The 21,400-nt window shown below is 71.6% G+C and carries 19 protein-coding genes; 18 read left to right on the top strand and 1 reads right to left on the bottom strand.

The window, feature by feature from the left end; translation table 11 throughout:
* Positions 1-147: 147 nt before the first annotated feature.
* The 4 genes from ACZ6BG_RS25715 (at position 148) to nusB (ending at position 3,424) form a co-directional block, all read left to right on the top strand.
* Positions 148-648, top strand: coding sequence for an excalibur calcium-binding domain-containing protein (locus tag ACZ6BG_RS25715; protein WP_469005524.1), 501 nt, complete (start codon positions 148-150; stop codon positions 646-648).
* A gap of 607 nt (positions 649-1,255) precedes the next feature.
* Positions 1,256-2,362, top strand: a complete 1,107-nt coding sequence (locus tag ACZ6BG_RS25710; protein ID WP_469005520.1) for an aminopeptidase P family protein — start codon at positions 1,256-1,258, stop codon at positions 2,360-2,362.
* Positions 2,363-2,423: 61 nt separating this feature from the next.
* Positions 2,424-2,990 (top strand): elongation factor P, encoded by a 567-nt coding sequence (gene efp, locus ACZ6BG_RS25705; RefSeq protein WP_469005518.1) that lies wholly within the window; start codon positions 2,424-2,426, stop codon positions 2,988-2,990.
* A gap of 2 nt (positions 2,991-2,992) precedes the next feature.
* The gene (gene nusB / locus ACZ6BG_RS25700; protein WP_289953505.1) at positions 2,993-3,424 is read left to right on the top strand and encodes a transcription antitermination factor NusB; all 432 of its coding nucleotides are present in this window, start codon (positions 2,993-2,995) and stop codon (positions 3,422-3,424) included.
* Between the two features lie 232 nt (positions 3,425-3,656).
* Here the strand turns inward: nusB and bldD are convergent, their stop codons facing one another.
* Positions 3,657-4,157 (bottom strand): transcriptional regulator BldD, encoded by a 501-nt coding sequence (gene bldD / locus ACZ6BG_RS25695; RefSeq protein ID WP_016638847.1) that lies wholly within the window; start codon positions 4,155-4,157, stop codon positions 3,657-3,659.
* A 231-nt stretch (positions 4,158-4,388) separates the two neighbouring features.
* Between bldD and pyrR the strand changes: the two genes are divergently transcribed.
* The 14 genes from pyrR to ACZ6BG_RS25625 all read left to right on the top strand — a co-directional run bounded on the left by pyrR (position 4,389) and on the right by ACZ6BG_RS25625 (position 21,335).
* On the top strand, positions 4,389-4,964 hold the full coding sequence (pyrR, locus tag ACZ6BG_RS25690) for a bifunctional pyr operon transcriptional regulator/uracil phosphoribosyltransferase PyrR (protein WP_468453274.1): 576 nt from the start codon (positions 4,389-4,391) through the stop codon (positions 4,962-4,964).
* Between the two features lie 138 nt (positions 4,965-5,102).
* The gene (locus tag ACZ6BG_RS25685) at positions 5,103-6,116 is read left to right on the top strand and encodes an aspartate carbamoyltransferase catalytic subunit (protein ID WP_468453276.1); all 1,014 of its coding nucleotides are present in this window, start codon (positions 5,103-5,105) and stop codon (positions 6,114-6,116) included.
* 4 nt (positions 6,117-6,120) lie between these two features.
* On the top strand, positions 6,121-7,407 hold the full coding sequence (locus tag ACZ6BG_RS25680) for a dihydroorotase (RefSeq protein ID WP_469005514.1): 1,287 nt from the start codon (positions 6,121-6,123) through the stop codon (positions 7,405-7,407).
* The gene (locus ACZ6BG_RS25675) at positions 7,404-8,033 is read left to right on the top strand and encodes a PH-like domain-containing protein (protein WP_469005511.1); all 630 of its coding nucleotides are present in this window, start codon (positions 7,404-7,406) and stop codon (positions 8,031-8,033) included. Before ACZ6BG_RS25680 ends, ACZ6BG_RS25675 begins: the two co-directional genes overlap by 4 nt.
* Positions 8,030-9,172: a glutamine-hydrolyzing carbamoyl-phosphate synthase small subunit gene (carA, locus tag ACZ6BG_RS25670; RefSeq protein ID WP_469005509.1), complete on the top strand. Its 1,143-nt coding sequence runs from the start codon at positions 8,030-8,032 to the stop codon at positions 9,170-9,172. The genes ACZ6BG_RS25675 and carA overlap by 4 nt, the downstream gene beginning before the upstream one ends.
* Positions 9,165-12,482: a carbamoyl-phosphate synthase large subunit gene (gene carB, locus ACZ6BG_RS25665; RefSeq protein ID WP_469005507.1), complete on the top strand. Its 3,318-nt coding sequence runs from the start codon at positions 9,165-9,167 to the stop codon at positions 12,480-12,482. The genes carA and carB overlap by 8 nt, the downstream gene beginning before the upstream one ends.
* Positions 12,483-12,593: 111 nt before the next feature.
* Positions 12,594-13,706 carry a quinone-dependent dihydroorotate dehydrogenase gene (locus ACZ6BG_RS25660; protein WP_469005505.1) on the top strand — a complete coding sequence of 371 codons (1,113 nt, stop codon included), beginning with the start codon at positions 12,594-12,596 and terminating at the stop codon, positions 13,704-13,706.
* Positions 13,703-14,548: an orotidine-5'-phosphate decarboxylase gene (pyrF, locus tag ACZ6BG_RS25655; protein ID WP_469005502.1), complete on the top strand. Its 846-nt coding sequence runs from the start codon at positions 13,703-13,705 to the stop codon at positions 14,546-14,548. Before ACZ6BG_RS25660 ends, pyrF begins: the two co-directional genes overlap by 4 nt.
* A gap of 380 nt (positions 14,549-14,928) precedes the next feature.
* Positions 14,929-15,252 carry an integration host factor gene (locus ACZ6BG_RS25650; RefSeq protein WP_016638838.1) on the top strand — a complete coding sequence of 108 codons (324 nt, stop codon included), beginning with the start codon at positions 14,929-14,931 and terminating at the stop codon, positions 15,250-15,252.
* A gap of 63 nt (positions 15,253-15,315) precedes the next feature.
* The gene (gene gmk, locus ACZ6BG_RS25645) at positions 15,316-15,909 is read left to right on the top strand and encodes a guanylate kinase (RefSeq protein WP_469005499.1); all 594 of its coding nucleotides are present in this window, start codon (positions 15,316-15,318) and stop codon (positions 15,907-15,909) included.
* 64 nt (positions 15,910-15,973) lie between these two features.
* Positions 15,974-16,246, top strand: coding sequence for a DNA-directed RNA polymerase subunit omega (rpoZ, locus tag ACZ6BG_RS25640; RefSeq protein WP_164326427.1), 273 nt, complete (start codon positions 15,974-15,976; stop codon positions 16,244-16,246).
* Between the two features lie 109 nt (positions 16,247-16,355).
* Entirely contained in the window at positions 16,356-17,561 is a 1,206-nt protein-coding gene (coaBC, locus tag ACZ6BG_RS25635; RefSeq protein WP_469005496.1) for a bifunctional phosphopantothenoylcysteine decarboxylase/phosphopantothenate--cysteine ligase CoaBC, read from the top strand.
* Positions 17,562-17,833: 272 nt separating this feature from the next.
* Positions 17,834-19,042, top strand: a complete 1,209-nt coding sequence (metK, locus tag ACZ6BG_RS25630; RefSeq protein ID WP_469005494.1) for a methionine adenosyltransferase — start codon at positions 17,834-17,836, stop codon at positions 19,040-19,042.
* A 142-nt stretch (positions 19,043-19,184) separates the two neighbouring features.
* Complete coding sequence (locus ACZ6BG_RS25625) at positions 19,185-21,335, top strand: primosomal protein N' (RefSeq protein WP_469005491.1); 2,151 nt, start codon at positions 19,185-19,187, stop codon at positions 21,333-21,335.
* Positions 21,336-21,400: the final 65 nt, after the last annotated feature.

The following is a 21,400-nucleotide window of genomic DNA, read 5'->3' as shown; positions in this document are numbered from 1 at the left end:
CCGTCCCGCCCACCCCGGGCGTACACCGCTCCCATCACGAGTAGGTCACCTCCCGCACCGGCGCCTGTCGCCCCTGCGGCCCCGGCGCTACGGTCGGCTCCCGGCCACTGGCCACATCCGGAGGTACCGGCCCCTTGGGGGGACGAGATGACCACTCCGCACACTCCTCCACGCCCGCCCCGGACGGCGCCCAAGTGGGCCCGGAAACGCTTCGTGCTCCCCGGGATCGCGGTCGCGTTCCTGGTCGGCATGACCGCCGGCGGCGCCGGATCCGACGACGGCGCGAAGCCCGAGGCCGCGGCCTCACAGCCGACGGCCACGGCGACCCGGACGGCGACGGAGACCACCACGGCGAAGCCGAAGAAGCCCCGGCCCGAGCCCGCGGAGACCGTCACGGTGCGCGCCACGAAGACGGTCAGGGCGACCGTCACGGTGCGGCCGCCCGCGGACGCGGGTTCCGGTGGGTCGGCCGACGGCGGATCGGACGGCGGCGGATCCGACGGCGGTGGGACCGGCGGCGGGGGCTCCGTCTTCTACGAGAACTGTGCCGCGGCCCGAGCGGCGGGCGCGGCACCCGTCCACCGCGGCGACCCGGGCTACGGCCGCCACCTCGACCGGGACAACGACGGGGTGGGCTGCGACACCTGAGGGGCGGGGGGCGCCGCAGTGGACTTGTGCGTCGCCGGGTTCCAGGCACTGCCCGAGAGCCACGAACGCCCGCGTGGGGCGACGCACGCTCACCCTGGCCCCATGCGGCCCGGCTCCGCTGGGTGTGCGGCCATGCGCGGCCCGGTCGGCAACCGGACGCGGGGGCGACGGCACGAGTCCGCACCTCGCCCTGAACAAGCTGTACCGGTTGCACCGGCTCCCTCCGCTCCGAGGAGAGCAGTGCTGGGCAGCACACAGCCGTCGTCGGTCCGGGCAAGCCGTACCGCCCGGTGCGTGGCCGCATGCCGCCCCGGGGCAGGCAGCCATCGGGCGGCACGCAGCCGTCCCCGTCCGGCGTCAGGCCGCGTCAGGCCGCGTGCAGCAGCCCTGGGGGCAAGCCGCCCCCACCCTCCCCGCAGCCGCGCACCCCTGCGGTACCCGGAACGCAAGCCCCCTGCCGTACTCGCCGCGCCCTCACACAGCCACCGCAACGCAACCCCCACCCCGCGCCCACCGCACCCCCGCTCTCGCCCGGCGCGCAGCTGCCCACCGCCCGTCCGGACGCGCTGAACCGGCCGAGCCGCTTCCGCGCTCATAGGCTCGCCCCATGTCAGAGGTGTACGCCGCGCGCAGGGAGCGGCTCAGGGAGCGCTGTGCGGGTGGGGGAAGTGCGGCCGCGCTGGTGTCGCGGCCTGCCAATGTGCGTTATCTCGCGGGCGCGGCGCCGAGCGGTGCCGTGCTTCTTCTCGGGCGGACCGAGGACGTGCTGGTGTGCGGGCGGCCGCCGGGGGAGGAACCGGGGACGGAGCTGGCCGACGCGGGGCTGCGGGCGCATGTGCTCGCGGCGCCCGAGGGCGATCCCGCTGTGGTGGGGGCGGGGCAGGCCGCGGCGCAGGGAGCCGAGACGCTGGCCGTGGAGGAGCACCACCTCACCGTGGCCCGGCACCACGCGCTGGCCTCCGTCGCGCCGGGGGTGCGCCTGACGGACCTCGGGCAGGGCGTGGAGCAGTTGCGGCTCGTGAAGGACGAGGAGGAGATCTCCTGTCTGCGGATCGCCGCCGAGATCGCCGACCAGGCGCTGGGGGAGCTGCTCGAGTCGATCCTGGTGGGGCGCACCGAGCGCCACCTCGCGCTGGAGCTGGAGCGCCGCCTCGTGGACCACGGGGCCGACGGACCGGCCTTCGCGACCTCCGTGGGCACCGGTCCGAACTCGGGCCGCGGCGGGCACCGGCCCACCGACCGGCGCGTCGAGGAGGGCGACTTCCTCTCCGTCTGCCTGGGCTCCTGCTACCGCGGCTACCGCAGCGAGATCGGCCGTACCTTCGTCATCGGCACCTCTCCCGCGGACTGGCAGATCGAGCTGTACGACCTCGTCTTCGCCGCTCAGCGGGCCGGTCGCGAGGCCCTGACCCCCGGCGCCGCCTGCCGTGACGTGGACCGCGCGGCACGCCACGTACTGGACGCCGCGGGCTACGCGGACGGGCTCGCTCCGCGCATCGGACACGGCGTCGGACTCGAAATCGACGAGGACCCGCAGTTGGCGCCCGCGGCCATGGGTAAACTGGACGCTTGCGTGCCGGTCACCGTCGAACCGGGGGTCCACCTCCCGGGCCGGGGCGGGGTCCGGATCGATGACACGCTCGTCGTCCGCTGCGAAGCGGACGGCGGACCCGAGCTACTCACCATTACGACCAAGGAGCTGCTCGCGCTCTAGCGGTACCCACCGCGGCGCGTGCCCCGGCGTCGTCCACGTCAGTCCAGGAGATTCCGCAACCGTGGCTTCCACGAACGACCTCAAGAACGGCCTGGTGCTCAAGCTCGAAGGCGGCCAGCTCTGGTCCGTCGTCGAGTTCCAGCACGTCAAGCCCGGCAAGGGCCCGGCCTTCGTGCGCACCAAGCTCAAGAACGTGCTCTCCGGCAAGGTTGTCGACAAGACGTTCAACGCCGGCGTCAAGGTCGACACGGCCACGATCGACAAGCGCGACATGCAGTTCTCCTACATGGACGGCGAGTACTTCGTCTTCATGGACATGGAGACCTACGACCAGCTGCACATCGACAAGAAGGCCGTCGGCGACGCCGCGAACTTCCTGATCGAGGGCTTCACGGCCACCGTCGCGCAGCACGAGGGCGAGGTCCTCTTCGTCGAGCTGCCCGCCGCCGTCGAGCTCACGATCCAGGAGACCGAGCCGGGCGTCCAGGGCGACCGCTCCACCGGTGGCACCAAGCCCGCCATCCTGGAGACCGGCCACCAGATCAACGTGCCCCTCTTCATCACCACCGGTGAGAAGATCAAGGTCGACACCCGTGACAGCAGCTACCTCGGCCGGGTGAACAGCTAACCGTGGCCGCCCGTAACACGGCCCGCAAGCGCGCCTTCCAGATCCTCTTCGAGGCCGACCAGCGCGGTGCAGACGTCCTGACGGTCCTCGCGGACTGGGTGCGCCACGCGCGCTCCGACACCCGGCAGCCGCCGGTCAGCGAGTACACGATGGAGCTCGTCGAGGGATACGAGAAGCACGCTTCCCGCATCGACGAGCTGATCTCGCAGTACGCCGTCGGATGGACGCTCGACCGGATGCCCGTCGTCGACCGGAACATCCTGCGTCTTGGCGCGTACGAACTCGTCTGGGTCGACGGAACGCCCGACGCGGTCGTTCTGGACGAGGCCGTCCAGCTCGCCAAGGAATTCTCCACGGACGAGTCGCCGGCCTTCATCAATGGGCTGCTCGGCCGCTTCAAGGAGCTGAAGCCGAGTCTTCGCCGGGGGGAGTAGGCTGCCGCCGCTTTTCTCGGACGCCGTAGGGCCCGCAGCCGTTTGGCTGCGGGCCCTACGGCGTTTTGCATTCCGCGGGCGCGCGCACTGCCGAGGGTTTCTGTCCGCCGACCGATTCCGACGGATCTGTCGCTTCCGGGACGGCGCACAAAAAGGCCGCCGGGGTGGCCGGAAACCAATCGGTTCCGGCCACCCCGGCGGCACGTTTCTGCTCAACTCTCCCTTGGGAGAATCAGACCTCTTCGTGGGCCACGGCGCGGCGCGCGTCGGCGTCGAGAACGCCCCAGCTGATGAGTTGCTCGGTGAGCACCGAGGGCGACTGGTCGTAGATGACGGCGAGGGTGCGCAGGTCGTCCTGGCGGATGGAGAGGACCTTGCCGTTGTAGTCACCGCGCTGGGACTGGATCGTGGCGGCGTAACGCTGCAGGGGGCCCGCCTTCTCGGCCGGGACGTGGGCGAGCCGCTCCAGGTCGAGGACCAGCTTGGGCGGGGGCTCGGCGGCACCGCCGGGCGGGGTGCCCGGGAGGAGTTCCTGCACCGGAACGCCGTAGAAATCCGCCAGCTCGGCAAGGCGCTGCACGGTCACGGCACGGTCGCCGCGCTCGTACGACCCGACCACGACCGCCTTCCAGCGACCCTGGGACTTCTCCTCGACTCCGTGGAGGGAAAGGCCCTGCTGGGTGCGGATGGCGCGGAGCTTGGCCCCGAGCTGTTTGGCGTATTCGCTGGACATATAGCTCCCCGGACGCTGTGACAACGTGCGGCTCCGCCGCGCTGCTGGTGACTCACTGTGAGGTTACGCAGCGTTACTTGGCTGCGTCAAGCCGAATGGGTCCGAGGGCCCCTTCCGTGGGGGTGGTGACGGCCCGCGTTGCCGTTGCTGGTACCGTGGAGGACGCAGTTGGCGCAATTTAGACGTCCTTTAAGGTCCGTCCCGTGAGGCGGAGAAGGAGGTCCGTTTTACATGGACACGCATGACTCCGATGTCGCGCGGCCCGTTCTCGAAGGCCCGGACATCGCGCGGGTGTTGACCCGTATCGCCCACGAAATCGTCGAGCGCGCCAAGGGCGCGGAGGACGTGGTCCTGCTCGGCATTCCCACTCGGGGTGTCTTCCTCGCCCAGCGGCTCGCCGCGAAGCTCGAGGAGATCACCGGCCGCAAGATCCCGGTCGGCTCCCTCGACATCACGATGTACCGCGACGACCTGCGGATGCACCCGCCGCGCGCCCTCGCCCGCACCGACATCCCCGGTGACGGCATCGACGGCCGCCTCGTCGTCCTCGTCGACGACGTGCTCTTCTCCGGCCGCACCATCCGCGCCGCCCTCGACGCCCTGAACGACATCGGCCGCCCGCGCGCGGTGCAGCTCGCCGTTCTCGTCGACCGCGGCCACCGAGAACTGCCCATCCGCGCCGACTACGTAGGCAAGAACCTCCCGACGTCGCTGCGGGAGACGGTCAAGGTCCAGCTCGCCGAGGAGGACGGCCGCGACGCCGTGCTGCTCGGTGCCAAGCCGACCGCTCCGGCCGGCGAGCGCTAGCTCCTTCCCGCACGACCGGCCCCCGTGGCCCCCGGTCCGTGCGCGAGCTGACGCGCGCCCGCATGCCCGCCGTGCCCCGCGGAGGACACCCTCCACCCGGGCACCCGCACACCTGAATTCCCTTACGGAGCCCACCAGATGATGCGACACCTCATCTCGGCCGCCGACCTCACCCGCGACGACGCCGTTCTCATCCTCGACACCGCCGAGGAGATGGCCCGCGTCGCCGACCGGCCGATCAAGAAGCTGCCCGCGCTGCGCGGCCGTACCGTGGTCAACCTCTTCTTCGAGGACTCGACCCGGACCCGGATCTCCTTCGAGGCCGCCGAGAAGCGCCTCTCCGCCGACGTCATCAACTTCGCCGCCAAGGGGTCGAGCGTCTCCAAGGGCGAGTCCCTGAAGGACACCGCCCAGACCCTGGAGGCCATGGGTGTCGACGCGGTCGTCATCCGTCACGGCGCCTCCGGCGCGCCCTACACGCTCGCGAACTCCGGCTGGATCGACGCGGCCGTCATCAACGCGGGCGACGGCACCCACCAGCACCCCACCCAGGCCCTCCTCGACGCCTTCACCATGCGCCGCCGCCTGGTCGGCCGGGACGCCGGGCTCGGCCAGGACCTGGCCGGCAAGCGCGTCACGATCGTCGGGGACATCCTGCACAGCCGCGTCGCCCGCTCGAACGTGGACCTGCTGCACACCCTCGGCGCCGACGTCACCCTCGTCGCGCCGCCCACCCTGGTCCCGGTGGGCGTCGAGCACTGGCCGTGCGAGGTGTCGTACGACCTCGACCGGGTGCTGCCCAAGTCGGACGCCGTGATGATGCTGCGCGTGCAGCGCGAGCGCATGAACGCCGCGTTCTTCCCGACCGAGCGGGAGTACTCCCGCCGCTACGGCCTCGACGGCGAGCGCATGGCGCGGATGCCCGAGCACGCCGTCGTCATGCACCCGGGACCGATGGTCCGCGGCATGGAGATCACCGCCGAGGTCGCCGACTCCGACCGCTGCACGGTCGTCGAGCAGGTCGCCAACGGCGTCTCCATCCGGATGGCCGTCCTGTACCTGCTCCTCGGCGGCAACGAGCCCGCCGTCACCCACACCCGCCCCGCCACCGAGCGCCCCGCGCACACCGTTCTCTCGGACGAGGAGAAGTAAGACCATGAGCAAGATCCTGATCCGTGGCGCGCAGGTGCTCGGCGGCGAGCCGCAGGACGTCCTGGTCGACGGCGACACCATCGCCGAGGTGGGCACCGGCCTGAGCGCCGAGGGCGCCACGGTCGTCGAAGCCGACGGCAAGGTGCTCCTTCCGGGCCTGGTCGACCTGCACACCCACCTGCGCGAGCCCGGCCGCGAGGACTCCGAGACCGTCCTCACCGGCACCCGCGCGGCCGCCAGCGGCGGCTACACCTCCGTGTTCGCGATGGCCAACACCTTCCCCGTGGCCGACACCGCGGGCGTCGTCGAGCAGGTCTACCGCCTCGGCAAGGAGTCCGGCTACTGCGACGTGCAGCCCATCGGCGCCGTCACCGTCGGCCTGGAGGGCAAGAAGCTCGCCGAGCTGGGCGCCATGCACGAGTCGGCGGCCGGTGTCACGGTCTTCTCCGACGACGGCAAGTGCGTCGACGACGCCGTGATCATGCGGCGCGCCCTGGAGTACGTGAAGGCCTTCGGCGGCGTCGTCGCCCAGCACGCGCAGGAGCCGCGGCTCACCGAGGGCGCCCAGATGAACGAGGGCGTCGTCTCCGCGGAGCTCGGGCTCGGCGGCTGGCCCGCGGTGGCCGAAGAATCGATCATCGCCCGGGATGTCCTGCTCGCCGAGCACGTCGGTTCGCGCGTGCACATCTGCCACCTGTCGACCGCGGGCTCCGTGGAGATCGTGCGCTGGGCCAAGTCCCGCGGCATCGACGTCACGGCCGAGGTCACCCCGCACCACCTGCTCCTCACCGACGAGCTGGTGCGCAGCTACAACCCGGTCTACAAGGTCAACCCGCCGCTGCGCACCGAGCGCGACGTCATGGCACTGCGCGAGGCCCTGGCCGACGGCACGATCGACATCGTCGCCACCGACCACGCCCCGCACCCGCACGAGGACAAGGACTGCGAGTGGGGCGCCGCCGCCATGGGCATGGTCGGCCTGGAGACCGCCCTGTCCGTCGTCCAGCACACGATGGTCGACACCGGCCTGCTCACCTGGGCGGGCGTCGCCGACCGCATGTCCCACACCCCGGCGCGGATCGGGCAGGCCGACGGCCACGGCCGCCCCGTCTCGGCGGGCGAGCCCGCGAACCTCACGCTCGTCGATCCGGCATACCGTGGACCCGTGGACCCCGCGGGATTCGCCTCCCGCAGCCGCAACACCCCCTACGAGGGCCGTGAGCTGCCGGGACGCGTCACGCACACGTGGCTGCGGGGCCGGGCCACGCTCGTCGACGGGAAGCTCCAGTGACCGCTACACACGTTCTTGCCAGCACCCACCTGACCCACCTGGCCGCCGAGGAGAAGTCGGCGGAGGTCACCGACTGGGCCGCCCGCATCGGCTGGGTCGTCGGCCTGCTGCTCTTCATCGCGCTCGTCTACTGGCTGATGCGCGAGGGCTGGAAGTGGCGCGGCACGCTCCAGTCCGACCTGCCGGAGCTCCCCAGCGCGCCGTCCGCGACCGGCCCGGCCACACTTGAGCTGACCGGCCGGTACCACGGCTCGACCACCGCGGGCCACTGGCTCGACCGGATCGTGGCGCACGGCCTCGGCACCCGCAGCCGGGTGGAGCTGACCCTCACCGACGCGGGCCTGGACGTCGTACGCCCCGGGGCGCGGGACTTCTTCATCCCGAAGGAGGCCCTGCGCGAGGCCCGCCTCGACAAGGGCATCGCGGGCAAGGTCCTCGCCGAGGGCGGTCTGCTGATCGTCACCTGGGCGCACGGCGACAAGCTCCTCGACTCCGGCTTCCGCTCGGACCACGCCGCCGAGCAGGCCGAGTGGGTCACCACCATCAACAACATGATCGACAGCACCGGGACCGACGGCGCCGACGCCGAGGTCGACAGCACGACGCAAACGGAAGGCGCACGATGACGACCTCCACTCGGGGAGCCGTGAAGACTCCCGCCGTACTCGTCCTGGAGGACGGCCGCATCTTCCGTGGGCGTGCCTACGGGGCCGTGGGGGAGACCTTCGGAGAGGCCGTCTTCTCCACCGGCATGACCGGCTACCAGGAGACCCTCACCGACCCGTCGTACCACCGCCAGGTCGTCGTGATGACCGCCCCGCACGTCGGCAACACCGGCGTCAACGACGAGGACCCCGAGTCCGCGCGGATCTGGGTCTCCGGCTACGTGGTGCGCGACCCCGCGCGCGTGCCCTCCAACTGGCGCGCCAAGCGCTCCCTGGACGAGGAGCTGGAGCGCCAGGGCGTCGTCGGCATCAGCGGCATCGACACCCGGGCGCTCACCCGCCACCTGCGCGAGCGCGGCGCCATGCGCGTCGGCATCTTCTCCGGGGACGCCGTCTCCGCGGACGCCGATCTGCTCGCCAAGGTGCAGGAGGCCCCGCAGATGAAGGGCGCGAACCTGTCCGCGGAGGTCGCCACCAAGGAGACGTACGTCGTCCCCGCGATCGGCACGAAGCGCTTCACCGTCGCCGCCGTCGACCTCGGCATCAAGGGCATGACCCCGCAGCGGATGGCCGAGCGCGGCATCGAGGTGCACGTCCTTCCCGCCACCGCCACCGTCGAGGACGTCTACGCGGTCAACCCGGACGGCGTGTTCTTCTCCAACGGCCCCGGCGACCCGGCCACGGCCGACGGCCCCGTCGCCGTCATGCAGGAGGTCCTGAAGCGCAAGACGCCGCTGTTCGGCATCTGCTTCGGCAACCAGATCCTCGGCCGCGCCCTCGGCTTCGGCACGTACAAGCTGAAGTACGGCCACCGCGGCATCAACCAGCCCGTGCAGGACCGCACCACGGGCAAGGTCGAGGTCACCGCGCACAACCACGGCTTCGCCGTCGACGCGCCCCTGGACAAGGTCTCCGACACCCCCTACGGCCGCGCCGAGGTCTCCCACGTGTGCCTCAACGACCAGGTGGTGGAGGGGCTCCAACTCCTCGACCAGCCCGCGTTCAGCGTCCAGTACCACCCCGAGGCGGCCGCCGGCCCGCACGACGCCGCGTACCTCTTCGACCGCTTCACCACCCTGATGGAGGGCCAGCGTGCCTAAGCGCACCGATATCCAGTCCGTCCTGGTCATCGGCTCCGGCCCGATCGTCATCGGCCAGGCCGCGGAGTTCGACTACTCCGGCACCCAGGCGTGCCGCGTCCTCAAGTCCGAGGGCCTGCGCGTCATCCTCGTCAACTCGAACCCCGCGACGATCATGACCGACCCGGAGATCGCCGACGCCACGTACGTCGAGCCGATCACCCCGGAGTTCGTCGAGAAGATCATCGCCAAGGAGCGCCCCGACGCGCTCCTGCCCACCCTCGGCGGCCAGACGGCCCTCAACACTGCCATCTCCATGCACGAGCAGGGCGTCCTGGAGAAGTACGGCGTCGAGCTGATCGGCGCCAACGTCGAGGCCATCAACAAGGGCGAGGACCGCGACCTCTTCAAGGAGGTCGTCGAGGCCGTCCGCGCCAAGATCGGCCACGGCGAGTCCGCGCGCTCGGTGATCTGCCACTCCATGGACGACGTGCTGGGCGGCGTCGACGAGCTCGGCGGCTACCCGGTCGTCGTCCGCCCGTCCTTCACCATGGGCGGCGCCGGCTCCGGCTTCGCGCACAACGAGGACGAGCTGCGCCGCATCGCCGGCCAGGGCCTCACGCTCTCCCCGACCACCGAGGTGCTCCTGGAGGAGTCCATCCTCGGCTGGAAGGAGTACGAGTTGGAGCTGATGCGCGACAAGCACGACAACGTCGTGGTCGTCTGCTCCATCGAGAACTTCGACCCGATGGGCGTGCACACCGGCGACTCCATCACGGTCGCGCCCGCGATGACGCTCACCGACCGCGAGTACCAGATCCTGCGGGACGTCGGCATCGCGATCATCCGTGAGGTCGGCGTCGACACCGGCGGCTGCAACATCCAGTTCGCCGTCAACCCCGACGACGGCCGGGTCATCGTCATCGAGATGAACCCGCGTGTCTCCCGGTCCTCGGCGCTCGCTTCGAAGGCCACCGGCTTCCCGATCGCGAAGATTGCCGCGAAGCTGGCCGTCGGTTACACGCTCGACGAGATCCCCAACGACATCACCGAGAAGACCCCGGCTTCCTTCGAGCCGACCCTCGACTATGTCGTCGTCAAGGCCCCGCGCTTCGCGTTCGAGAAGTTCCCGCAGGCCGACTCCACGCTGACCACGACCATGAAGTCGGTCGGCGAGGCCATGGCCATCGGCCGCAACTTCACCGAGGCCCTGCAGAAGGCGCTGCGCTCCCTGGAGAAGAAGGGCAGCCAGTTCTCCTTCACCGGCAAGCCAGGCGACAAGTACACGCTCCTGCGTGCCGCCGTGCGGCCCACCGACGGGCGCATCAACACCGTCATGCAGGCCATCCGCGCGGGCGCCACGCCCCAGGAGGTCTTCGACGCCACGAAGATCGACCCCTGGTTCGTCGACCAGCTCTTCCTCATCAAGGAGATCGCGGACGAGCTGACGGCCGCGGAGAAGCTGGAGCCGGAGCTGCTCGCCGAGGCCAAGCGGCACGGCTTCTCCGACGCCCAGATCGCCGAGATCCGCGGCCTGCGCGAGGACGTCGTGCGCGAGGTCCGGCAGGCCCTCGGCGTCCGTCCTGTCTACAAGACGGTCGACACCTGTGCCGCCGAGTTCGCCGCCAAGACGCCGTACTTCTACTCCTCCTACGACGAGGAGTCCGAGGTCGCCCGGCGCGAGAAGCCCGCCGTGATCATCCTGGGCTCCGGCCCGAACCGCATCGGCCAGGGCATCGAGTTCGACTACTCCTGTGTGCACGCCTCCTTCGCGCTGAGCGCCGCGGGCTACGAGACCGTCATGGTCAACTGCAACCCGGAGACCGTCTCCACCGACTACGACACCTCCGACCGGCTCTACTTCGAGCCGCTCACCCTGGAGGACGTCCTGGAGGTCGTCCACGCGGAGTCCCTCGCGGGCCCGATCGCGGGCGTCGTCGTCCAGCTCGGCGGCCAGACTCCGCTCGGCCTCGCCCAGGCCCTGAAGGACAACGGCGTCCCCGTCGTCGGCACCTCGCCCGAGGCCATCCACGCCGCCGAGGACCGCGGCGCCTTCGGCCGGGTGCTCGCCGAGGCGGGCCTGCCCGCGCCCAAGCACGGCACCGCGACGACCTTCGCCGAGGCCAAGGCCATCGCCGACGAGATCGGCTACCCCGTCCTCGTCCGCCCCTCGTACGTCCTCGGCGGGCGCGGCATGGAGATCGTGTACGACGAGGCCCGACTGTCGTCGTACATCGAGGAGTCGACCGAGATCAGCCCGTCCCGGCCGGTCCTCGTCGACCGCTTCCTGGACGACGCGATCGAGATCGACGTGGACGCGCTCTACGACGGCCACGAGCTGTACCTCGGCGGCGTCATGGAGCACATCGAGGAGGCCGGCATCCACTCCGGCGACTCGGCGTGCGCGCTGCCCCCGATCACCCTCGGCGGCCACGACATCAAGCGCCTGCGCGCCTCCACGGAGGGCATCGCGAAGGGTGTCGGCGTACGCGGACTCATCAACATCCAGTTCGCGATGGCCGGGGACATCCTCTACGTCCTCGAGGCCAACCCGCGCGCCTCGCGCACCGTCCCCTTCACCTCGAAGGCGACCGCGGTGCCGCTGGCGAAGGCCGCCGCCCGCATCTCGCTGGGCGCGACCATCGCCGAACTGCGCGCGGAAGGGCTGCTTCCGGCGGTCGGCGACGGCGGCGAACTGCCGCTCGACGCGCCGATCTCCGTCAAGGAGGCCGTGATGCCCTGGTCGCGCTTCCGCGACATCCAGGGCCGCGGCGTCGACACGGTGCTCGGCCCGGAGATGCGCTCCACCGGTGAGGTCATGGGCATCGACTCGGTGTTCGGCACGGCGTACGCCAAGTCGCAGGCGGGCGCGTACGGTCCGCTGCCGACCAAGGGCCGCGCGTTCATCTCGGTGGCCAACCGCGACAAGCGCTCGATGATCTTCCCGGCGCGGGAACTGGTCGCCCACGGCTTCGAACTGCTCGCCACCTCCGGCACGGCCGAGGTCCTCAAGCGCAACGGCATCAACGCCACGGTCGTGCGTAAGCAGTCCGAGGGCGAGGGCCCGAACGGCGAGAAGACCATCGTCCAGCTCATCCACGACGGCCAGGTCGACCTCATCGTCAACACCCCGTACGGCACGGGTGGCCGCCTCGACGGCTACGACATCCGCACGGCCGCCGTCGCGCGCTCCGTGCCGTGCCTGACGACCGTGCAGGGCCTCGCCGCCGCCGTCCAGGGCATCGACGCGCTCAACCACGGGGACGTGGGCGTGCGCTCGCTCCAGGAACACGCGGAGCACCTGACGGCCCTGTCTGCGGACCGCGACTAGCAGCCCACGAGGGGGACACCGGATCCGGTGTCCCCCTCCTCGTGCGGCATGCCCCACGACCCGTGCCGCACGAGGACACCGAGGACACCGAGGACACCGAGGACTCCACCCATGTACCACCTCTTCTTCCGCCTGGTCTTCACCCGCATGGACCCCGAGCGGGCCCACCACCTGGCCTTCCGCTGGATCCGGCTCGCCGCCCGCGTCCCCGTCCTGCGCACCTTCGTCGCCGCCGCCCTCGCCCCGCGCCACAAGGAGCTGCGCACCGAGGCCCTCGGCCTGCGCATGCACGGCCCCTTCGGGCTCGCCGCCGGGTTCGACAAGAACGCCGTCGCCATCGACGGCATGGCCATGCTCGGCTTCGACCACATCGAGATCGGCACGGTCACGGGTGAGCCGCAGCCCGGCAACCCCAAGAAGCGCCTCTTCCGCCTCGTGCCGGACCGCGCGCTGATCAACCGCATGGGCTTCAACAACGAGGGCTCCGCGGCCGTGGCGGCCCGCCTGGCGGCCCGCACGCCCGTCTTCAGGACCGTCGTCGGCGTCAACATCGGCAAGACCAAGGTCGTGCCCGAGGCCGAGGCCGCCGCCGACTACGTGAAGTCCACCGAGCGCCTGGCCCGCCACGCCGACTACCTGGTCGTCAACGTCTCCTCGCCGAACACGCCCGGCCTGCGCAACCTCCAGGCCACCGAGTCGCTGCGCCCCCTGCTCAGCGCCGTGCGCGAGGCCGCCGACCGCAGCGTCGAGGGCCGCCGCGTCCCGCTCCTGGTGAAGATCGCGCCCGACCTCGCCGACGAGGACATCGACGCCGTCGCCGACCTCGCCGTGGAGCTGGGCCTGGACGGCATCATCGCCACGAACACCACCATCGCGCGCGAAGGCCTCGGCCTCACCTCCGACCCGGAGCTGTACGCCGAGACCGGCGGACTGTCCGGCGCGCCCCTCAAGGAGCGCTCCCTGGAGGTCCTGCGCCGCCTCTACGCGCGCGTGGGCGACCGGATCACCCTCGTGGGCGTCGGCGGCATCGAGAACGCCGAGGACGCCTGGCAGCGCATCCTCGCCGGCGCCACGCTGGTGCAGGGCTACAGCGCGTTCATCTACGAGGGCCCGTTCTGGGCGCGCGGGATCCACAAGGGCCTCGCCGCCCGCCTCGCCACCTCCCCGTACGCGACGCTCGCCGAAGCGGTCGGCGCCGACACCCGAAAGGCCTCCGCAGCATGAGCCCCCAGGAACCCTTCGGCGCCCGGCTGCGCCACGCCATGGACACCCGCGGCCCGCTGTGCGTCGGGATCGACCCGCACGCCTCCCTGCTCGCCGCCTGGGGCTTGAACGACGACGTGCAGGGCCTGGAGTCCTTCACCCGCACCGTCGTCGACGCCCTGGCCGACCAGGTCGCCGTGTTCAAGCCGCAGTCGGCGTTCTTCGAGCGCTTCGGCTCGCGGGGCGTCGCCGTCCTGGAGCGCGCGGTCGCGGACCTGCGCGCCGCGGGGGGCCTGGTCGTCATGGACGCCAAGCGCGGCGACATCGGCTCGACCATGGCCGCGTACGCCGAGACCTACCTGCGCAAGGACGCCCCGCTCTTCTCGGACGCCCTGACCGTCTCGCCCTACCTGGGCTACGGCTCCCTGAAGCCCGCCGTGGACCTGGCGCGGGAGAGCGGCACGGGCCTGTTCGTGCTCGCCCTCACCTCCAACCCGGAGGGCGCCGAGGTGCAGCGCGCGGTGCGCGAGGACGGCCGGAGCATCGGGGCCACCATGCTGGGCCACCTCGCGGCCGAGAACGCGGGAGCCGCGCCCATGGGGTCGTACGGGGCCGTGGTCGGGGCCACGCTCGGGGACCTGTCGACGTTCGAGCTGGACATCAACGGGCCGCTGCTCGCGCCGGGCATCGGGGCGCAGGGCGCGACCCCGGCCGACCTTCCCCGGGTCTTCGGTGCGGCCGTGCGCAACGTCGTGCCGAACGTCAGCCGGGGCGTCCTGAAGGCGGGCCCCGAGGCGGGCGCGCTGCGGGACGCGGCGGCGCGGTTCGCGGACGAGGTGCGGGCCGCGGTGGACGCCGCGTAGGACGCGGGACTTCTTTCGCCGAGAGCGCGCACGTCGGGGCGGCAGAAAGGCTTTTCCGGGTGCGGATTCGCGTTTCCGGGAGATGCCGAGGAGGGCGTGCGCGCGCAGAACTGACGCGTTGCTTACGCGACACCCGGCCAAAACAGGGGTGAAATGCCTGAAATGTCGGGCTCAGTAGAGGCTGACCAGGACTTTTCGTCTGTTCTCGCTGACTCCGGCGGCCATGGCCGCTAGTCTCCGACGAGTGGGGGCCACCCCCCACACCCTTGAGGTAGTGGGGGGCGACGGGCAAGCGCGTTGCACGTTGCTCCCCTGGTGTGGGGCGACTAGGTTCCTCACCGGTCCGTATCCGACAGTTCGACATCCGAGGTGACGTAGGCGTGGCTCTTCCGCCCCTTACCCCTGAACAGCGCGCAGCCGCGCTCGAAAAGGCCGCCGCGGCTCGCCGGGAGCGGGCCGAGGTCAAGAATCGACTCAAGCACTCCGGCGCCTCCCTTCACGAGGTCATCAAGCAGGGCCAGGAGAACGACGTCATCGGCAAGATGAAGGTCTCCGCCCTCCTGGAGTCCCTGCCGGGCGTGGGCAAGGTCCGCGCCAAGCAGATCATGGAGCGCCTCGGCATTTCCGAGAGCCGCCGCGTGCGCGGGCTCGGCTCCAACCAGATCGCGTCTCTCGAGCGCGAGTTCGGCGGCAGCGGGGCCTGACGGTCTCCGGCTTTTCCGGGGCTCCTGGTCTCAGGCAGTCCCAAGAGGCTGGATAATCGCTGCATGGCTGCTACACCCCGGGGGACGACCCCCGTACCCCCGGACGTACGTCCGCGGCTGACCGTGCTCTCCGGCCCCTCCGGGGTCGGCAAGAGCACGGTCGTCGCCCATATGCGCAAGGAACACCCCGAGGTCTGGCTCTCGGTCTCGGCGACGACCCGCAAGCCGCGCCCCGGCGAGCGGCACGGCGTGCAGTACTTCTTCGTCTCCGATGAGGAGATGGACAAGCTGATCGCCAACGGCGAGCTCCTGGAGTGGGCGGAATTCGCGGGCAACCGCTACGGCACGCCCCGCAACGCCGTCCTGGAGCACCTGGAGGCGGGCGTGCCCGTCCTGCTCGAGATCGATCTGCAGGGCGCCCGCCTGGTGCGTGAGTCGATGCCCGACGGCCAGCTGGTCTTCCTGGCCCCGCCGAGCTGGGAGGAGCTGGTGCGCCGGCTCACCGGCCGGGGCACGGAGCCGCCCGAGGTCATCGAGCGCAGGCTCGAGGCGGCGCGGGTGGAACTGGCCGCGGAGTCCGAGTTCGACATCACCCTCGTCAACACCTCCGTCGAGGACGTGGCGCGCGAGCTGCTAGCCTTGATGAAGGTTGTTTGATCTTCAACGCGAATTCAACAACCGAATTCACCATCTTCACCGTCCACCTTTCGGAAGGCAGAGCGTGTCCTCTTCCATCACCGCGCCCGAGGGCATCATCAACCCGCCGATTGATGAGCTGCTCGAGGCCACCGACTCGAAGTACAGCCTCGTGATCTACGCCGCCAAGCGCGCCCGTCAGATCAACGCGTACTACTCGCAACTCGGCGAGGGCCTCCTGGAGTACGTCGGCCCGCTGGTGGACACCCACGTCCACGAGAAGCCGCTCTCGATCGCGCTCCGCGAGATCAACGCGGGTCTGCTGACGTCCGAGGCCGTCGAGGCCCCCGCGACCTGAGCAGCAGCGCCGCAGTAAGCACCAGCAGGTCCACCACGGGCCCGGCAGAGCACCTGCCGGGCCCGTGGTGTGTCATGGAGTCGTACGTTTTCGAGTGCGGGGAGGCACGGTGGACAAGCCGAAGGTCGTTCTGGGGGTCAGTGGTGGGATCGCCGCCTACAAGGCGTGCGAGCTGCTGCGCCGGCTCACCGAGTCCGGACACGACGTGCGCGTCGTCCCCACCGAGTCCGCGCTGCACTTCGTCGGCGCTGCGACCTGGTCGGCGCTGTCGGGCCACCCCGTGTCCACGGAGGTCTGGTCCGACGTCCACGAGGTGCCGCACGTGCGCATCGGGCAGGGCGCCGACCTCGTGATCGTCGCGCCCGCCACGGCCGACATGCTCGCCAAGGCCGCCCACGGCCTGGCCGACGACCTGCTCACGAACACGCTCCTCACCGCCCGCTGTCCGGTCGTCTTCGCCCCGGCCATGCACACGGAGATGTGGGAGCACCCCGCCACCCAGGAGAACGTCGCCACCCTGCGTCGCCGCGGCGCCCTCGTCGTCGAGCCCGCCGTCGGCCGCCTCACCGGCGTCGACACCGGCAAGGGCCGCTTCCCGGAGCCCGCCGAGCTCTTCGAGGTCGTACGCCGCGTCCTCGCCCGCGGCGGGCGGCCCGAGCAGGACCTCGCCGGACGGCACGTCGTCGTCAGCGCCGGCGGCACCCGCGAGCCCCTCGACCCGGTGCGCTTCCTCGGCAACCGCTCCTCCGGCAAGCAGGGCTACGCGCTCGCCCGCGGCGCGGCGGCCCGCGGCGCCCGCGTCACCCTCCTCGCGGCGAACACCGCGCTGCCTGACCCGGCGGGCGTCGACATCGTGCCCGTGGGCACCGCCGTGCAGCTGCGCGAGGCCGTCCTGAAGGCCGCCGCCGACGCCGACGTGGTGGTGATGGCTGCCGCCGTGGCCGACTTCCGCCCCGAGACGTACGCCACCGGAAAGATCAAGAAGAAGGACGGCGAGGCTCCGCCCTCGATCACCCTCGTCCGCAATCCGGACATCCTGGCCGAGATCGCGGGCGAGCGGCCCCGCCCCGGGCAGGTCGTCGTCGGCTTCGCCGCCGAGACGGACGACGTCCTCGCCAACGGACGCGCCAAGCTCGCCCGCAAGGGCTGCGACCTTCTCGTAGTGAACGAGGTCGGTGAGCGCAAGACATTCGGCTCTGAGCAGAATGAGGCCATCGTGCTCGGTGCCGATGGCAGTGAGACTCCTGTGCCGTACGGGCCCAAGGAAGACCTGGCGGACACGATCTGGGACCTGGTGGTTCAGCGACTGGCGTGAACCGGCGGGTCTCCACGCCGAAAACTGGGGCGAACATCACTTTCGTTCAAGTGGAGGGCTCAAATCCTGTGAATTCGGACGGCAGGCCCCCTGGTGGAGACCGATCGTCGTATCGCACAATGCAGTGCCGCAGGTCACAGGGCTCCATGTGGCGAGACAGGTGACCGCGCGGCGGAGTGCGACCGATAAACTGGTCGTGGACGACGCCGAGCGCAGCTCTCGGCCCGTCCGCCAATGATCAGCCAGCAGCCGCTGCAACCACAGGGAGCGATGTGTCCCGCCGTCTCTTCACCTCGGAGTCCGTGACCGAGGGTCACCCCGACAAGATCGCCGACCAGATCAGCGACACCATCCTCGACGCCCTTCTGCGGGAGGACCCGACCTCCCGGGTCGCCGTGGAGACGCTCATCACGACCGGCCTCGTGCACGTGGCCGGTGAGGTCACGACCAAGGCGTACGCGCCGATCGCGCAGCTGGTGCGTGAAAAGATCCTCGAGATCGGTTACGACTCCTCGAAGAAGGGCTTCGACGGCGCCTCCTGTGGCGTGTCGGTGTCCATCGGGGCCCAGTCCCCGGACATCGCCCAGGGTGTCGACACCGCGTACGAGAAGCGTGTCGAGGGCGACGAGGACGAGCTCGACAAGCAGGGCGCGGGCGACCAGGGCCTGATGTTCGGCTACGCCTGCGACGAGACCCCCGAGCTCATGCCGCTGCCGATCCACCTCGCGCACCGCCTCTCGCGGCGCCTGTCCGAGGTCCGCAAGAACGGCACCATCCCCTACCTGCGTCCCGACGGAAAGACCCAGGTCACCATCGAGTACGACGGCGACAAGGCCGTCCGCCTCGACACCGTCGTCGTCTCCTCGCAGCACGCGTCGGACATCGACCTGGACTCGCTCCTGGCCCCCGACATCCGCGAATTCGTCGTCGAGCCGGAGCTCAAGGCGCTCCTCGACGACGGCATCAAGCTGGAGACCGAGGGCTACCGCCTCCTGGTCAACCCCACCGGTCGCTTCGAGATCGGCGGCCCGATGGGCGACGCCGGCCTGACCGGCCGCAAGATCATCATCGACACGTACGGCGGCATGGCCCGCCACGGCGGCGGTGCCTTCTCCGGCAAGGACCCGTCCAAGGTCGACCGCTCCGCCGCCTACGCCATGCGTTGGGTCGCCAAGAACGTCGTCGCGGCCGGCCTCGCCGCCCGCTGCGAGGTCCAGGTGGCCTACGCGATCGGCAAGGCCGAGCCGGTGGGCCTGTTCGTCGAGACCTTCGGCACCGCCAAGGTCGACACGGACAAGATCGAGGCCGCCATCGGCGACGTCTTCGACCTCCGCCCGGCCGCGATCATCCGCGACCTGGACCTGCTGCGCCCCATCTACTCCCAGACCGCCGCGTACGGCCACTTCGGCCGCGCCGTCCCCGACTTCACCTGGGAGCGGACGGACCGGGTCGAGGCGCTGCGCAAGGCCGTGGGCCTGTAGGCGAGGCCGCCGCTCTTTCGGTCACTGAGGCCCGGTGCTCCCTTGGGGGAGGCCGGGCCTCGGTGCGTGCCGGGACCTTCTGGGCTGCCCCTGGTCTCCGCCCGGGTCGGCGCTGTCACTCCTGTCTGGTAGGAATTTGGCTGTGAGCAGCGAGAACGGTCAGTCGGATGCCGGGGAGGGTGGCGGGCCCGAGCAGCTCGCGCTCATTCGGGAGAGTGTGCGCAAGGCCAAGGTGCCCAAGGCGAAGCCGCGTACGTGGCGGGGGGCCGCGCTGGCCGAGGGGTTGCCGGTGGCGCGGGTGGTGGTCGACAAGGGGGTGCTGCATCTCGACCGGTACTTCGACTACGCGGTGCCGGAGGAACTGGACGAGGCCGCGCAGCCCGGGGTGCGGGTGCGGGTGCGGTTCGGCGCCGGGGCGCGGAACGTGCGGCACGGGCGGCGCGAGGGCGGCGGGCTCATCGACGGGTTCGTCGTCGAACGGTGCGCCGAGTCGGACTACAACGGACCGCTGGCCGCGCTCGCGCAGGTCGTGTCGCCGGAGCCCGTCCTGGACCAGGAGCTGTTGGGGCTCGCCCGTGCCGTCGCCGACCGGTACGCGGGCAGCCTGGCCGACGTGTTGCAGTTGGCCGTTCCGCCGCGGCACGCCCGCGCGGAGTCCCGGCCCTCGCCGCCTGCCGCTCCGCCGCCGCCCGCGCCCGACCCGGGGTCGTGGGGGCGGTACGGGCGCGGTCCTGAGTTCGTGGCGGCGCTCGCCTCCGGTGGTGCGCCCCGGGCCGTGTGGACGGCGTTGCCCGGGCCGCAGTGGGCCGACGAGATCGCCCGGGCCGTGCAGGCGACGCTCGCATCGGGGCGCGGCGCCCTCGTCGTCGTACCGGCCGGGCGGCCCGCCGCGCGTGTCGACGCGGCCCTGCGGGAGCGGCTGGGGGAGGGGCAGCACGCCGTGCTCACCGCCGACGCGGGGCAGGAGCGGCGGTATCGGGAGTGGCTGGCCGTGCGGCGCGGGTCGGTGCGGGCCGTCGTCGGGACGCGGGCGGCGATGTTCGCCCCGGTGCGCGACCTCGGGCTCGTCGTCGTGTGGGACGACGGCGACGCGAGTCACAGCGACGACAACGCTCCCTTCCCGCATGTGCGGGAGGTGCTCGAGCTGCGTGCCGCGCGGGACAAGTGCGGGTTCCTGTTGGGCAGTTGGGGCTGCACCGTCGAGGCCGCGCAGTTGGTCGAGAGCGGGTGGGCGCTGCCGCTGGCCGCCGGGCGCGAGCAAGTGCGGGGCGCCGCTCCGCTGGTACGGACCGTCGGGGACGGGGACCTCGCCCGCGACGAGGCCGCGCGGGCCGCGCGGCTGCCCACGCTGGCGTGGCAGGTGGCCCGCGAGGGCCTGAAGCACGGGCCGGTCCTGGTGCAGGTGCCCCGGCGCGGGTACGTGCCGCGCCTCGCCTGTGAGCGGTGCCGGGAGCCCGCGCGCTGCCGCCACTGCGCCGGGCCGCTCGAGGCCCGGGACAGCGGCGCGCTGTGCTGTTCCTGGTGCGGGCGGGACGAGGGCGCCTGGCACTGCTCCGAGTGCGGTGGGTTCCGCCTGCGGGCGCAGGTGGTGGGGGCGCGGCGGACCGCCGAGGAGCTGGGGCGGGCGTTTCCGGCGGTGCCGGTGCGGACGTCGGGGCGGGAGCAGGTCCTCGACACGGTGGGCGGCGCGCCGGCCCTCGTGGTGAGCACCCCGGGCGCGGAGCCCGTGGCCGAGGGCGGCTACGCGGCCGCCCTGCTGCTCGACGGCTGGGCCATGCTCGGCCGCCCCGATCTGCGCGCGGGCGAGGAGGCGCTGCGGCGCTGGATCGGCGCGGCCGCGCTGGTACGCGACCAGGGCGCGGGCGGCACGGTGGTGATCGTCGCCGAGCCGACGCTCCGGCCCGTGCAGGCGCTGGTGCGGTGGGATCCGGTGGGGCACGCCGTGCGGGAGTTGTCGGAACGGGCCGAGCTGGGGTTTCCGCCGGTGTCGCGGATGGCGGCGGTGACCGGGGCCCCGGACGCGCTGGCCGAGTTCCTCCGCGGCGCCGAACTGCCGCCGGACGCCGAGGTGTTGGGTCCGGTGCCGGTCGCCACCACCGCGGCCGGTCGGCCTCGGCGGCCAGGGGACGCCCCGCCCGGCGAGCACTGGGAGCGCGCACTCGTCCGGGTGCCGCCCGGCAGCGGCGCGGCCCTCGCCCGGGCCCTGAAGACGGCCCAGGCGGCGCGGATGGCTCGGGGGGCGGGGCAGCAGGAAGCGGTGCGGGTGCGGATCGACCCCGCGGATATCGGGTGAGCCGCTGGGTGAGGGCGAGTCGGCGGGCGCCGGGGGCGCTGGGGGATATCGGCGGAGTCGGCGGA

Source organism: Streptomyces sp. NPDC041205 (assembly GCF_055591765.1).
Note: the sequence above shows the minus strand (reverse complement) of the source record. Positions and strands in the feature narration are given on the sequence as shown.